The organism is Bradyrhizobium sp. USDA 4541, from assembly GCF_024171085.1.
GTDB classification, from domain to species: Bacteria; Pseudomonadota; Alphaproteobacteria; order Rhizobiales; family Xanthobacteraceae; genus Bradyrhizobium; species Bradyrhizobium australafricanum.
Map to the genome: position 1 here is coordinate 8,850,512 of NZ_JALJZF010000001.1, position 13,761 is coordinate 8,864,272.

11 protein-coding genes and 1 pseudogene are annotated in these 13,761 nt (G+C 59.9%); 3 read left to right on the forward strand and 9 right to left on the reverse strand.

Annotation, left to right across the window (positions count from 1 at the left end; all coding sequences use genetic code 11):
* Positions 1–106: 106 nt before the first annotated feature.
* The 3 genes and pseudogenes from J2R80_RS41805 to J2R80_RS41815 all read left to right on the forward strand — a co-directional run.
* On the forward strand, positions 107–1,132 hold the full coding sequence (locus J2R80_RS41805; RefSeq protein WP_253641101.1) for a TRAP transporter substrate-binding protein: 1,026 nt from the start codon (positions 107–109) through the stop codon (positions 1,130–1,132).
* Between the two features lie 3 nt (positions 1,133–1,135).
* Positions 1,136–3,019: a TRAP transporter large permease subunit gene (locus J2R80_RS41810; RefSeq protein WP_253640849.1), complete on the forward strand. Its 1,884-nt coding sequence runs from the start codon at positions 1,136–1,138 to the stop codon at positions 3,017–3,019.
* Positions 3,020–3,527: 508 nt separating this feature from the next.
* Positions 3,528–3,662: pseudogene (locus J2R80_RS41815) on the forward strand (transposase); the annotation flags it as partial.
* 228 nt (positions 3,663–3,890) lie between these two features.
* Here the strand turns inward: J2R80_RS41815 and J2R80_RS41820 are convergent.
* The 9 genes from J2R80_RS41820 to J2R80_RS41860 all read right to left on the reverse strand — a co-directional run bounded on the left by J2R80_RS41820 (position 3,891) and on the right by J2R80_RS41860 (position 13,760).
* The gene (locus J2R80_RS41820) at positions 3,891–5,138 is read right to left on the reverse strand and encodes a cysteine desulfurase (protein WP_253640850.1); all 1,248 of its coding nucleotides are present in this window, start codon (positions 5,136–5,138) and stop codon (positions 3,891–3,893) included.
* The gene (gene sufD, locus J2R80_RS41825) at positions 5,135–6,457 is read right to left on the reverse strand and encodes a Fe-S cluster assembly protein SufD (protein ID WP_253640851.1); all 1,323 of its coding nucleotides are present in this window, start codon (positions 6,455–6,457) and stop codon (positions 5,135–5,137) included. The genes J2R80_RS41820 and sufD overlap by 4 nt, the downstream gene beginning before the upstream one ends.
* A 19-nt stretch (positions 6,458–6,476) precedes the next feature.
* The gene (gene sufC, locus J2R80_RS41830; protein WP_253640852.1) at positions 6,477–7,229 is read right to left on the reverse strand and encodes a Fe-S cluster assembly ATPase SufC; all 753 of its coding nucleotides are present in this window, start codon (positions 7,227–7,229) and stop codon (positions 6,477–6,479) included.
* Between the two features lie 72 nt (positions 7,230–7,301).
* Positions 7,302–8,798, reverse strand: a complete 1,497-nt coding sequence (gene sufB, locus J2R80_RS41835) for a Fe-S cluster assembly protein SufB (RefSeq protein WP_253640853.1) — start codon at positions 8,796–8,798, stop codon at positions 7,302–7,304.
* Between the two features lie 194 nt (positions 8,799–8,992).
* A complete protein-coding gene (locus tag J2R80_RS41840) occupies positions 8,993–9,187 on the reverse strand; it encodes a 4Fe-4S dicluster domain-containing protein (protein ID WP_128971097.1) in 195 nt (64 codons plus the stop codon).
* A 640-nt stretch (positions 9,188–9,827) separates the two neighbouring features.
* On the reverse strand, positions 9,828–10,940 hold the full coding sequence (ald, locus tag J2R80_RS41845) for an alanine dehydrogenase (protein ID WP_253640854.1): 1,113 nt from the start codon (positions 10,938–10,940) through the stop codon (positions 9,828–9,830).
* A gap of 401 nt (positions 10,941–11,341) precedes the next feature.
* Complete coding sequence (hypE, locus tag J2R80_RS41850) at positions 11,342–12,388, reverse strand: hydrogenase expression/formation protein HypE (RefSeq protein ID WP_253640855.1); 1,047 nt, start codon at positions 12,386–12,388, stop codon at positions 11,342–11,344.
* Positions 12,385–13,527, reverse strand: a complete 1,143-nt coding sequence (gene hypD, locus J2R80_RS41855) for a hydrogenase formation protein HypD (protein WP_253640856.1) — start codon at positions 13,525–13,527, stop codon at positions 12,385–12,387. Before hypD ends, hypE begins: the two co-directional genes overlap by 4 nt.
* On the reverse strand, positions 13,524–13,760 hold the full coding sequence (locus J2R80_RS41860) for a HypC/HybG/HupF family hydrogenase formation chaperone (protein ID WP_253640857.1): 237 nt from the start codon (positions 13,758–13,760) through the stop codon (positions 13,524–13,526). Before J2R80_RS41860 ends, hypD begins: the two co-directional genes overlap by 4 nt.
* Position 13,761: the final 1 nt, after the last annotated feature.

Consider the following 13,761-nt stretch of genomic DNA (forward strand, 5'->3'; position numbering starts at 1 on the left):
CGGAGAACGATGGCCGCTGCCTGACGGCCGGTGCCCGAGAACCGGCCGGAACTGCAGAAGCGTGCTGCTGCCGATCAACATACCGATACTCAACAAGGAGGAAGCAATGACCCAACGCAAATCGACTGCCATCACCCGTCGCAAGTTGCTCCTGGCCGGCGCGGCTGTCCCGTTGTGCGCCGTCCTCAGCCGCCCGGCCGCCGCCGCAGAGTTCACTTACAAGCTCGCGACCGGGCAGGACCCCGCGCATCCGGTGAATGCTCGGGCCAAGGAGGCCGCCGATCGCATCAAGGAAGCGACTAGCGGGCGCTTGGAAATCAATCTCTTTCCCGCCAACCAGCTTGGCTCGGATACGGATCTGCTGACGCAGGTTCGCAACGGTAGCGTCGAGTTTTTCAACCTTTCCTCTCTAATCCTCGCTACCCTTGTACCCGCCGCGGGCGTCGTGAATCTCGGCTTCCTCTTCCCCAACTATGATGCCGTCTGGAAGGCCATGGACGGCGAACTCGGCGCCTACATCCGCGCGCAGATCGCCAAGACGCCTATCATGGCGGTGTCCAAGCCTTGGGACAATGGCTTCCGCCACATCACGTCGTCGGGCCGTGAGATCAAGACACCGGACAACCTCAAGGGCTTCAAGCTCAGGGTACCTGCCGCACCCAATCTGACGTCGCTGTTTCTTGCGCTCGGGGCAGGACCAGCGCCGATCAACTTCAACGAGGTCTATTCCGCGCTCCAGACCAAGGTCGTGGACGGTCAGGAAAATCCCCTTCCGATCATAGCAACGGCGCGCCTGTATGAGGTGCAGAAGACCTGCAGCCTGACGGGTCACGTCTGGGACAATTACTGGATCCTCGGCAACAAGCGCGCGTTCCAGAAGCTTCCGCAGGACGTGCAAGAGATCGTGACGCACGAACTCGATCGCTCGGCCAACGATGAACGAGCCGACATCGCAAAGCTCAGTGAATCCCTCCGCACCGACTTGACAGCCAAGGGCATGCAATTCCTCGACGTCGACCGATCCGCCTTCCGGCAGGCGCTGGCAGAGACGAGCTTCTATGCCGACTGGAAATCCAAATTCGGCGCGGAGGCCTGGGTTCAACTTGAGAAAGCCGCGGGCAAGTTGGGGTGAGCCATGGAACAAGCGCACATGGACGGGGCGACACTTGCTCTTCCTGAGCCTGCCTCCGGATGGCGCAAGGCCGTTGTGAACCTGAACAAGGCACTGAAGCCCGTCGTCGCCATTCCTGCCGCACTGCTGGTCATCGCAGAGGTGATAGTCCTTTTCGTCGGCATCGTCTCTCGCTACGTGCTCCATACCCCGATTGTCTGGTCGGACGAGCTCGCCGGCATCCTGTTTCTGTGGCTGGCGATGCTGGGATCGGTCGTCGCCTTCCAGCGGGCCGAGCATATGCGGATGACGGCCATCGTTGGCATGATCCGCCCGGAAGCCAGGTTGTTCCTTGACGTCTTTGCGACGGCTGCCTCGTTCGCGTTCTTGCTTCTGGTAGTTCGCCCCGCCTACGAGTTTGCGGCCGACGAAGTCTTCGTCACAACTCCGGCTCTGGGAATAGTCAACACTTGGCGCGCCGCCGCCCTGCCGGTCGGCATCGGCTTGATGCTGGTCGTTGCCACTCTGAGGCTGGCAGCCACGGCCAATGTGAAGCACCTCGCGGCTGCAATCGCTGCGGTGGGAACGCTGATCGGGGTTCTCGCGCTGCTCGCACCGATCCTTAAACCGCTCGGCAATCTGAACCTGTTGATCTTCTTCGTGTTTATCGTTGGCGCCATGGTTTTCGCAGCAGTGCCGATCGCCTTCGCGTTCGGCCTTACGACCATCGGCTACATAATGCTGACGACCAGCACACCCGACGTGGTCGTTATCGGTCGCATGGACGAAGGCATGAGCCATCTCATCCTGCTTGCGGTGCCGATGTTCGTGTTCCTCGGCTTGTTGATCGAAATGACCGGCATGGCCCGCGCCATGGTCGTTTTCCTCGCCAGCCTGCTTGGCCACGTTCGGGGCGGTCTCCAATATGTGCTTGTCGGTGCGATGTATCTGGTCTCGGGTATTTCGGGATCCAAGGCGGCCGATATGGCAGCAATAGCGCCTGTGCTCTTCCCCGAAATGACCAGACGCGGCGCGAAGCGTGGTGACCTGGTCGCGCTCCTGGCGGCGACCGGCGCTCAGACCGAGACGATCCCCCCATCATTGGTGTTGATCACAATCGGATCGGTGACGGGTGTGTCGATCGCGGCCCTGTTCACGGGCGGGTTATTGCCGGCGATCGTGCTCGCGGTCGGACTGTGCGCGGTGGTGTGGTGGCGGTACCGTGGAGAGGATTTGTCGCACGTTCAGCGTGCGACCAGCCGTGAAATCGGCCGTTCCTTTCTGATCGCGCTTCCCGCCATTGCCCTTCCATTTGTGATCCGCGCTGCGGTGATCGAGGGGGTAGCAACAGCCACCGAGGTCTCGACGATAGGCATCGTCTATTCCGTATTGGCCGGGCTTTTTATCTATCGCCGGTTCGACTGGCGCCTCCTCTATCCGATCTTGGTTGAGACCGCGGCTCTTTCCGGCGCGATCCTCTTCATCATCGGTGCGGCGACGGGGATGGCCTGGGCTTTGACCCAATCGGGCTTCTCGGCATCACTTGCGAAGTTCATGACCTCCTTGCCGGGTGGTGCGCCGATATTTCTGATCGTCACGATCCTTGCGTTCGTCGTCCTGGGAAGCGTGCTCGAAGGCATCCCTGCCATCGTGCTCTTCGGTCCGCTGCTTTTCCCCATTGCCCGTCAGGTGGGGGTGCATGAGGTCCACTATGCCATGGTCGTCGTTCTGGCGATGGGGATTGGACTTTTCGCGCCGCCATTCGGCGTCGGCTACTATGCGGCGTGCGCCATCAGCCGGATCCATCCCGACGAAGGCATGCGTCCGATCCTGGCGTACATGCTGGCCCTGCTCCTCGGCACAGTCATAGTGGCTGCAGTGCCGTGGATTTCCATAGGTTTCCTTTAAACTCTGCGAAACGTCTCAGCTACGGAGATCGCCCGCACCTCTCTCCTTTCACCGCATTCGGAGGGACGCGAGGTGAGATTCTGGCGAGCTAGACAGGTTGTTCGCACAGTTCTTTGCTCCTCGTGGAGGCAACGATCGCCTTCCTCGGGGCGCGGAGCGACGCACGGCCTTCAGGGCCATACGCGACTATGGATCGCGCATCGACCAGATCGCATGCGAGTTTCGAACAAAGGCCTGACGTGAATGCGAGTCGCCTTTCGTTCGAAGCTCCGATCACTTTTCATGACCAGCGCGACTGGCCTCTGGTAGTCCTCCAAGGCCGATCCTGCGTCATGTCCGCTTCGGGATCATTCACGACCGGGTCGAGCCACAAGCAAGCCCGGCCAAGTCCGCTACGCCGCCAAAAAGTGGATGTGTATTCAGAGCATTAGCGGCACGCCACGGGGCGTTGCCGGTTGATGGCGTTGCCCGAGGCATGATTCAAGCTCCGAAACCGGAGCCTCGAATCATGCGCCACGAATTCAGCGATTGCGAATGGACCGCCATCAAACCGATGCTGCCGAACAAGCCGCGCGGCGTTCAGCGCGTAAATGACCGCCGCGTGCTTAGTGGCATCTTTTGGGTCCTGCGTTCAGGTGCGCCATGACGCGACCTGCCGTTAGAACACGGCCCCCGCGCTCGACGAAGGCGGTCGCAAAGGAAAAACGGCTGCAAGGTACCCTGGCCGACCAGGCCTGCCAATGCGAACTTTGCTTGCCGAGACCTCAGGTGTTGACCTTCTGCGATGACGATAATGCTCAGGGGCACGACGTCATTCAACTTCGCAGCTCAATGCAGGCTCTCTCTCACCTCGACGCAGCACGCCAGCCGATCACGCCAATAGCTGGCGTGCCTTGATAAGTGCGCGCGCGAGCACATCAATTTCTTCACGGGTGTTGTAAAGTCCAAGGGACGCACGGCATGTTGCCAACGCCCCGAAGCGCTTGAGCAGCGGCATCGCGCAGTGAGCCCCTGCCCGCACCGCTACACCGGCGCGATCGACGACGGTGGCAATATCGTGCGCATGCGCACCTTTCACATCAAACGAGATGATCGGCCCCTTCTCGGCCGGCGCCCCGATCATGCGCACGGAGTTGATGTCCCCGAGCTTCTCCTGCGTGTAAGCGAGCAGTTCGCTCTCGTGCTTGCGGATCTGAGCCTTGCCTATTGAATTGATGTAATCCACGGCTGCGCCCAACCCGATCGCCTCGACGATCGGCGGCGTACCCGCTTCGAACCGGTGCGGCGGATCCCCATAAATGACGCCGGAACGCGAGACCTCGCGGATCATCTCGCCGCCGCCATTGAAGGGCGTCATCGATGCCAGATGCTCGGATTTTCCGTAAAGAACGCCGATTCCGGTCGGACCATAGAGTTTGTGGCCGGTCATGACGTAGAAATCGCAATCAATATCGCAGACGTCGACACTCAGATGGACGCATGCTTGCGAGCCGTCGACCAGCACCGGGATACCACGAGCATGTGCGACCCTCACCAGGTCTTTCACCGGCAAGACCGTGCCGAGCACGTTCGACATCTGTGTGATTGCGACCATCTTGGTGCGCGAGGTCAGCAGTCGCTCAAATTCATCGAGTAAGAAGTTGCCGGCATCATCCACTGGTGCCCATTTGATCACTGCACCGAGCCGTTCCCTAAGAAAATGCCATGGCACAATGTTGGAGTGGTGTTCCAAAATTGACAGAACGATCTCATCACCCGGGCTGATGCGCTCGCGACCAAACGTCTGTGCGACCAGATTGATCGCCTCGGTGGCGCTGCGCGTGAAGATAATCTCTTCGTCCAAATGCGCGTTCACAAACCGCGCTACCTTGGTACGGGCGCCCTCATACGCTTCGGTCGCCGCATTGGCGAGATAGTGCAAGCCACGATGAACGTTGGCATATTCGCTGGAGTACACCTGCATCATGCGGTCAAGTACCGCATTTGGCTTTTGCGCGGACGCAGCGTTATCGAGATAGACAAGCGGCTTGCCGTACACGGTCATGGCCAGCGCCGGAAAGTCACAACGCAGACGGTCGACCTCGTAACGACCATTGCTGACCGCGGGATGTTCGCTCATTGCCGTTCCTGCAGCCAGTGTTCAGCTTGCGCGGTCACAAAATCGCGCAGGTTATCGGCGAAGATCTCCTCAATTGACTCTCCAATGAACGCTTTAATCAGCAACAACTGCGCGTCCTTCTCGGACAGCCCCCGCGCGCGCAAATAGAATACGAGATTGCCGTCTAGCGCTCCTGAGGTCGCTCCGTGGCCGCAGGTCACGTCGTCGGCCGAGATTTCAAGTTCCGGCTTATTGTCGGCCTCGGCCTGGTCGGATAAGAGCAACGCTCGCGTCGACAGGCTGGCGTCGGTCTTCTGGGCAACGGGACGAACGACGATCCGGCCCTGAAACACCGAGCGGCCGCAATCATCAACGACCGCGCGGAACTTCTGCCGACTGGTGCAATGCGGCACGGCGTGGTCGACCACTATTGTTGTGTCGGCGTGCAGTTTATCTTTGATGAGATTTACCCCGTTCGCAGAGAGTTTGGATCCCTGGCCACCCAGCGTCACGAATCCCTGATAGCGATTAATAGAGCCGCTGCACGTCATGCTGAAGAGATCGAGCTTAGCTCTGGTGCCGACCGCGATGATCCCCGACGAGATGTTCACCGCATCAGCGGCGTCAGCCGCTATGCGGATATGCGAAAGGCTCGCCTCGTCCCCAGCCAGGGCGATTAAGACATCGTTGGCCTGATAGCCGCTCGCGCCTTCGGCAGAGATGAAACTTTGCACCACGGTCGCATGCGCCCCTTTATCGAGCTGCAGATATGAGCGTGTAAAAGCGGACACCGACGATCCCGTTGCGACCTGAACGATTTGAATAGGGCGTCTAATCGTGTTGCCTTCGGCAATCGAAATCACCAAACCATCTGAGGCCATTGCCGCATTGAGCGAGATCACCGCATCGTCCGTCGTCGAAAGCACCAAACCGGCCATTGCGCCAGTGGACGAATTCTCCAACACCTCTCGCAGTGACTGCACATGGAGCTCATTTTCCAGCTCGCCGAGATCCGATAGCTCAGGCGCGAATATGCCGTCCACCAAGACCAATTTGACCGCCTGATCGACAGCCACTCGCCTGGCCGACGCCTTTGCGCGCGCCAACGCCGCTGCATCCGGTCGCGGGGCGAGTGGCAACACCTCGCCGATCAGGGCACGCAGATCCGTGTATCTCCAGGCCTCCATGCGCCGATGCGGCAGGCCGGCGCGCTCATAGGCTTCGAATGCCCTCGCACGGATATGGGGGACGAGGCCCGCGCCAGGCAACCGTCCGAGCGCAGCTGCGAGAAAATTGCTCGTTGCGCACCCGGCATCGGCCTTAGCCAATACTTGCTTCATGGGGAAATCCATAGAGCCGTCAGGCCGCGGTTTCGAACTGGGCGTAGCCACAGGCCTCGAGTTCCAGCGCGAGTTCCTTGCCGCCGCTCGTCACGACGCGGCCTTTCGACATCACGTGCACATAATCGGGCACGATGTAATGAAGGAGCCGCTGATAGTGGGTGATCACGATCATCGCCCTTTGCGGCGAACGCAGGCCGTTGATGCCGCTCGCGACAATACGCAGGGCGTCGATATCCAGCCCGGAATCGATCTCGTCCAGTATGCATAGACTCGGCTCGAACAACGCCATCTGCAGGATCTCGTTGCGCTTCTTCTCGCCGCCCGAGAAGCCGACATTGACGCCGCGCTTGAGCATGTCCCGGGTAATGTTGAGTGACTCGGCCACCTCACGGACCTTTTTCAGAAATTCGGGCGTGGATAATTCCCCTCGGCCGCGCGCCTTGCGCTGGGCGTTGAGCGCCGCGTGCAGGAAATTCCAGGTGGTGACGCCGGGGATCTCGACCGGATACTGGAACGCCAGGAACACGCCCTTGGCGGCGCGCTCGTTGGGCTCCATCTCCAGCAGGTCCTCGCCCCTGAACAGGATCTGCCCGCCGGTGACTTCATAGCCCGGCTTGCCGGCGATGACGTGGGAGAGCGTCGACTTGCCGGAGCCGTTCGGCCCCATAATCGCGTGCACTTCGCCCGCATTGACCATAAGATCGAGGCCACGGATTATTTCACGACTGTCGACACCAACATGCAGATCTTTGATTTCGAGCAGCGTCATTTTTTATCTGATCCCTCAAACTGCGTCGTCCGGAACGGCGAGCCGCGTTCGCGGGGCTCGCGGGACGTTTGGTTATCCGACAGATCCCTCGAGAGAGATCGAGATCAGCTTCTGCGCCTCCACTGCGAACTCCATCGGAAGCTTTTGCAGGACATCTTTCGCGAAACCGTTGACGACAAGGCCGATGGCCTGTTGCTCACTCAAGCCTCTTTGCAAGCAGTAGAATAGCACGTCCTCGGAAATCTTCGACGTCGTCGCTTCATGCTCGAACGTCGCCGAGGAATTCTTGGCCTCGACATAGGGCACGGTGTGCGCGCCGCATTTGTCGCCGATCAGAAGCGAGTCGCAGGCGGTGTAGTTGCGCGCGCCGGTGGCCTTGCGATGGGCGCTGACGAGACCGCGATAGGTGTTCTGCGACTTGCCGGCGGCGATGCCCTTGGAGATGATCCGGCTCGACGTGTTCTTGCCGAGGTGGATCATCTTGGTGCCAGAGTCGACCTGCTGGAAGCCGTTCGAGATCGCGATCGAGTAGAACTCGCCGCTCGAATTGTCGCCGCGCAGGATGCAGCTCGGATATTTCCAGGTGATCGCCGAACCGGTCTCGACCTGGGTCCAGGAGATCTTCGAATTGCGACCACGGCAGTCGCCACGCTTGGTGACGAAATTGTAGATGCCGCCCTTGCCTTCCAAATTGCCCGGGTACCAGTTCTGCACCGTCGAATATTTGATCTCGGCATCGTCGAGCGTGACGAGCTCGACGACGGCGGCGTGCAGCTGGTTCTCGTCGCGCTGCGGTGCGGTGCAGCCCTCGAGATAGGAGACGTAGGAGCCCTTGTCGGCGATGATCAGCGTGCGCTCGAACTGGCCGGTGTTGCGCTCGTTGATGCGGAAATAGGTCGACAGCTCCATCGGGCAGCGCACGCCCGGCGGCACGTAGACGAACGAGCCGTCGGAGAACACAGCCGAATTCAATGTTGCGAAGTAATTGTCCGAGGTCGGCACCACGGTGCCGAGATATTTCTGCACCAGCTCGGGATGCTCGCGGATCGCCTCCGAGATCGGCATGAAGATTACGCCGGCGGCCTTCAGCTCCTTCTGGAAGGTGGTCGCGACCGAAACCGAATCGAACACGGCATCGACCGCGATCTTGCGGTTCGGCGTCTGCTCGCCGCCGGGCGGCGGCTCGACGCCCTCGAGGATCGCAACCTCGCGCAGCGGGATGCCGAGCTTCTCGTAGGTCTTGAGGATTTCCGGATCGATCTCGTCGATCGAGGACAGCGTCTTCTTCGGCTTCGGCGCCGCGTAGTAGTAGATGTCCTGGTAGTCGATCTTCGGATAGTCGACGCGCGCCCAGGTCGGCTCGGTCATGGTTAGCCAGCGGCGATACGCCTCCAGGCGCCATTCCAGCATCCAGGCCGGTTCGTTCTTCTTTGCGGAGATGAAGCGGACGGTGTCTTCCGACAGCCCCTTCGGGGCCTTGTCGGACTCGATCAGCGTCTCAAACCCATATCGATACTGGTCGACGTCGATGCGCCGGACGCGCTCGACCGTCTCTTGTACAGCTACCATTGCCCACTCCGTTCACGCATGGACGATTCCCGGCGGCGATGATCGCGTCGCCTCTCCTCCGAGCGGATCGCGCAAGTCATGGCCGACTCGAGGCCAGGTTGGGAAAGAACCAGGAGACTGACCCAAAAGGGAGCCGCCCTGGATAGGGTTTCGATCATGTTTCGCGCCGGAGTGCCATCCGTCGGCTACTCGATCTATGCCGGCACACAGGTATCAGGCACCGGACAAACGACGGCGCATTGCGGCGCATCAAAATGCCCTTCACATTGAGTGCACTGGCTCGGATTGATCACATATATGTCGTTCTTCAGGCTGATCGCGGCATTAGGGCATTCGTACTCACACGCACCACAGACCGTGCATTGTGACGCGATTATTTTGTAGGCCATCACTACGATTCCATAAGCGAAGGTGCGGGACGACGCCTTGCCTTCAAGTCTCATGCCAAGGAGTCTTGTGCTTGATTTGTCTTGGCTAATTTCGATAGCGCAAGCCGCCGCCTCGACCAGGTGTCGTAAACCCTACAATCGGCATCGCAGCTGCTTGATCTCGTAGCTTGCGCATTGTCGAGATTTCGCGATAGCCAGCGATCATGTGAAGGGGTTCGCCTATAGGACGCAGCTCGGCTCGACCTGACGTGGCGGCGGAGCGCTTTTGAAGTGGTATCGATTGTAGCCGTGCCACCGTCTCGGGGGATCGCAGATCGCCCTCTGGCGATGGTTCTGCTCACCCGGACAGCGGCAGCGAAGGCACCACGATGTCAATCGGGCGACGTCGTCATCGGCTCAAGCAACGTCTCCATATCGCAACGAGAAAAATCGTCGCGATGGCACCAAATAGAACCGCTCCGGTAATCGAGGGCCCCCTGGCCGAGCCGGCGCACGCAAATGTTCAAATCTCGCAGATTACGGCCGCGCTCGGCGTCGCAAACAAATCTCAGCGAACCGCAGCAGATTGATAGAGCCGAAAAAAAGCCACCCCGGAGGGTGGCCCAAGTCAGGGAGGAAACGCCCGTAGGGGCCTCTGGGATCAGGCTGCAGCCTGCTCGATCGGTGAGAACGGGAGCCCGAGACTGTCGGCCACCGCCTTGTAAGTCAGCCGGCCTCGATAGACGTTGAGGCCTGCACGCAAATGCGGATTTTCCAACACGGCGGAAAACCCCTTATTGGCCAGAGCCAAGCCAAACGGCAGCGTGGCGTTATTTAGTGCCTGGCTCGAGGTCAGCGGCACGGCGCCGGGCATATTGGCCACGCAATAATGAATGATGCCATCCACTTCATAGGTTGGATCGGCGTGAGTGGTTGGGTGCGAAGTCTCAAAACAGCCGCCCTGATCGATAGCGACATCCACGAGCACGGCCCTCTTACGCATCGAGCTCAGCATGCTCCGGCGGATCAGCTTCGGCGCACTCGCACCTGGAACGAGCACGGCACCAATCACAACATCGGCCGCAAATACCTCTTCCTCCACAGCTTCGATGGTCGAAAACCTGGTTCGAACGCGCCCTTCGAATAGCTCATCCAACTCGCGCAACCGAGGTATCGAGCGGTCGATGATACTCACTTCTGCACCCAGACCGGCCGCCATCCGTGCCGCGTGCGTACCAACGACGCCACCACCGATCACCACGATGCGGGCCGGCTGAACACCGGGCACGCCACCGATCAACAGCCCTCGTCCGCCTGCACTGCGCTTTAGGGCGCTACCCGCCGCTTCGACCGCGAGCCTGCCTGCGACCTCGCTCATCGGAGCCAGCAGCGGAAGGCCACCATGCCCATCAGTCACGGTCTCATAAGCGATTGCGGTGCATCCCGATTTTAGAAGCCCCTTGGCCTGCTCCGGGTCCGGCGCCAGATGCAGATAGGTGAACAGGATCTGGCCATCCCGCAGCTGGCTCCATTCGGACGGCTGAGGCTCCTTGACCTTCACAATCATTTCGCTCGATGCGAATACCTCAGCTGCAGAATCCAGAATCGCTGCACCGGCGCTGCGATAATCGTCATCGGTTGCGCCAATGCCAGCGCCGGCATTGGTCTCCATCATTACGCGGTGTCCTGCTGCCGCGTATTCGCGGACGGCTCCAGGGGTCAGGCCCACGCGATATTCGTGTGCCTTGATTTCCTTGGGAACTCCGACCTTCATTTGCAAACTCCCTGCCTAGTGCGCCTTTCTAATTGAAAGAGCGCAGCGATATTGCGACGCAGCAGCCCAAATGGCGCAGGAATTCAGCGATCTTTGACCAGCCGCGCAGGTTTTCGATGCCGAATGGGTTGAGCGACCGTGCTCGCTAAGCTTAACCGTCGTACTCCGCGATAGAGATGACGCGCTTAATCGAATTCTCGGCTCGCGGAAAAGTTAACAACGAATCCAGTCTTGCCGACCTTGTCGAAGAACGAACAACGTAGTCTGCCAGTGAGGCAGGATTTACCCAGAGGCTGGATTGTTTGCCACCGCTGATGGCCAAATGACCATTGATCATCAATCTGATTCCTAGATGCGCACGGTTGACGCCTTCATGCTCGTCGCAAATGGGCGTGGATTGTTCAACAAATCCGAGGCAACTGTTCGCCTGACAACCAATCGACGATCCGTCCGCCGCCGAAACTGGTCGCTATCTGCACAAATTTGTGATCGTCAGCTACCGTCTCGCCGATATCAGCAGCATCGCGTCCGAGCGGATGCGCCTTCATAGCTGCAAGCACTGCATCGGCCAAATCGGGCGTGACGATCGCAACGAGCTTGCCCTCATTGGCGACATGGATCGGATCAAGCCCAAGGAGTTCGCAGGCTGCCGCGACCGCTGGCTTCACCGGAATGGCTGCTTCCTGTAGACGGAAGCCAAGGCCCGATTGATGCGCAATTTCGTTGAGGGTTGCGGCAAGACCGCCGCGCGTGGGGTCGCGCATCACCCGGATGCCGGCGCCGCCAGCCGCAATCATAACGGCGACAAGGTCATGTAGCGCTGCGGAATCCGACACGATCTCGGTTTGAAACCCGACGTTCTGGCGTTTTGACATGATCGCCACGCCATGGTCGCCAAGGCTGCCCGACACCAACACACGGTCCCCGACCATAGCCTTATCGGCGGAGAGATCGAACCCATGGGCCAGAGCCCCGATTCCGGTCGTGGAGATAAACAGACCATCAGCCTTGCCGCGCTCGACGACCTTAGTGTCCCCCGCAATGATGTAAACGCCCGCGCCGCGCGCTGCCGCGCCCATCGAATCCGCAATCGCCTTCAGATCAGACAGCGGGAACCCCTCCTCAATGATGAAGCTGGCCGACAGATAGAGAGGGCGCGCGCCGGACATCACGACGTCGTTGATCGTCCCGTGCACAGCGAGTGAGCCGATATTGCCGCCAGGAAAGAACAGCGGCGAAACCACATAACCGTCGGTCGTCATCACCATTTTACCCGTCGCAACGTCAAAGGCCGATTGATCATTGCAGCGGGCAAGCCATTCATTACCGAAGGCTCGGTGAAAAAGGCTGTAGATCAGCTGTGCCATGGCTCGTCCCCCGGCCCCATGGGAAAGATCAACGCGTCCGTTCTCGAGATCGAGCTTGCGTTGATAGCCCTGTACGCTCATGACGTTCGGCTCACCTGATCATCGCGAACGCGGCCATATGTCCAATACGCCGCACAGGCGCCTTCCGATGAGACCATGCAGGATCCTATGGGAGTTTCCGGCGTGCAGAGGGTTCCAAACAGCTTGCAATCGACTGGCCGCTTGGCGCCGCGCAGGATGGCGCAGCACTCGCACGCCGGATTGTCGGCGACCCTCAGTTCGTGCATCGCAAAACGCGCCTCCGCGTCGAACCGCGCGTAGGCCCGCTTCAGCTTCAGTCCACTATTTGGTACGAAACCGAGCCCGCGCCATTCGAACTGCTCACGCGGTTCGAATGCCTGCGAGACCTCGTCTTTGGCGCGCCGATTGCCTTCACGCCTCACTGCACGGCTGTATTGGTTCTCCACGTCGTAGCGGTCTTCGTTCACCTGTCGCACCAGCATCAGGATCGCCTGCATCACGTCGAGCGGTTCAAATCCCGCGATCACGATCGGCTTGCCGAATTGTTCCGCCAGGAGCTCGTAAGGCTGCGTCCCGATGATCGTGCTGACATGTGCAGGCCCGACGAAACCGTCGATTGCAGCCCCGCCGATATTGCGGATTTTCGGGTTCTCGAGAATGCTCTGCATCGCAGAGGGTGTAAGCACGTGGTTGCAGAACACGCTAAGGCTCTTCAGCCGCTTCTTCTCGGCTATCCGGATCATCACGGCCGTCGGGGGTGTCGTGGTCTCAAATCCGATGGCAAAGAACACGACCTCGCGGCTCGGCGCCTGTTCGGCGATCCGGATAACGTCGACCGTCGAGTACACCATCCGGATGTCTGCGCCGAGCGCCTTGGCTCGCAACAGGGACCGTCCTTGCGAGCCAGGCGCCCGTATCAGGTCGCCGTAGACGCAAAGGGTGACCTCCGGCCGCTCGACGAGACGAATCGCCATGTCGATCCTGCTGGCAGGTAGGACACAGACCGGACAACCGGGCCCGTGGATCATGCGAATATTCGCGGGCAGCAGATCCTCAAGGCCATAGCGTGATATCGCATGAGTGTGTCCACCGCAGAATTCCATGAACCGATAGGCCTTTTGCGGATCAGCTTCGGCGCTAATCGCACCGGCGAGCCGCTGCGCAAGGGTCTTGTCGCGAAATTCGTCGGCATATTTCATGGCCGGAGTTCCTGCCCTGCGCTGCCTAGCTCCTGCAGGAGCTCCAGCGTGCGCTTGGCTTCTATCGGATCGATCTTGGCCAGCGCGTACCCAACATGGACAAGGACGTGATCACCGACGTCGAGCTCGTCGATAAGAGCAATCGATATCTCCAGGCTAACACCGTCGATGCACACGACGGCCATGTGGTCGGGAAGAAGTTTTACGATCTTTGCCGGAACCGAAAGACACATA

Coding starts and splice junctions, on each gene's coding strand:
- ald (WP_253640854.1), bottom strand. CDS start 10,940: ATGAAGGTCGGAGTTCCCAAGGAAATCAAGGCACACGAATATCGCGTG.
- sufC (WP_253640852.1), bottom strand. CDS start 7,229: ATGACGCTGCTCGAAATCAAAGATCTGCATGTTGGTGTCGACAGTCGT.
- hypD (WP_253640856.1), bottom strand. CDS start 13,527: ATGAAATATGCCGACGAATTTCGCGACAAGACCCTTGCGCAGCGGCTC.
- J2R80_RS41810 (WP_253640849.1), top strand. CDS start 1,136: ATGGAACAAGCGCACATGGACGGGGCGACACTTGCTCTTCCTGAGCCT.
- sufB (WP_253640853.1), bottom strand. CDS start 8,798: ATGGTAGCTGTACAAGAGACGGTCGAGCGCGTCCGGCGCATCGACGTC.
- J2R80_RS41820 (WP_253640850.1), bottom strand. CDS start 5,138: ATGAGCGAACATCCCGCGGTCAGCAATGGTCGTTACGAGGTCGACCGT.
- J2R80_RS41840 (WP_128971097.1), bottom strand. CDS start 9,187: ATGGCCTACAAAATAATCGCGTCACAATGCACGGTCTGTGGTGCGTGT.
- sufD (WP_253640851.1), bottom strand. CDS start 6,457: ATGAAGCAAGTATTGGCTAAGGCCGATGCCGGGTGCGCAACGAGCAAT.
- J2R80_RS41860 (WP_253640857.1), bottom strand. CDS start 13,760: ATGTGTCTTTCGGTTCCGGCAAAGATCGTAAAACTTCTTCCCGACCAC.
- J2R80_RS41805 (WP_253641101.1), top strand. CDS start 107: ATGACCCAACGCAAATCGACTGCCATCACCCGTCGCAAGTTGCTCCTG.
- hypE (WP_253640855.1), bottom strand. CDS start 12,388: ATGAGCGTACAGGGCTATCAACGCAAGCTCGATCTCGAGAACGGACGC.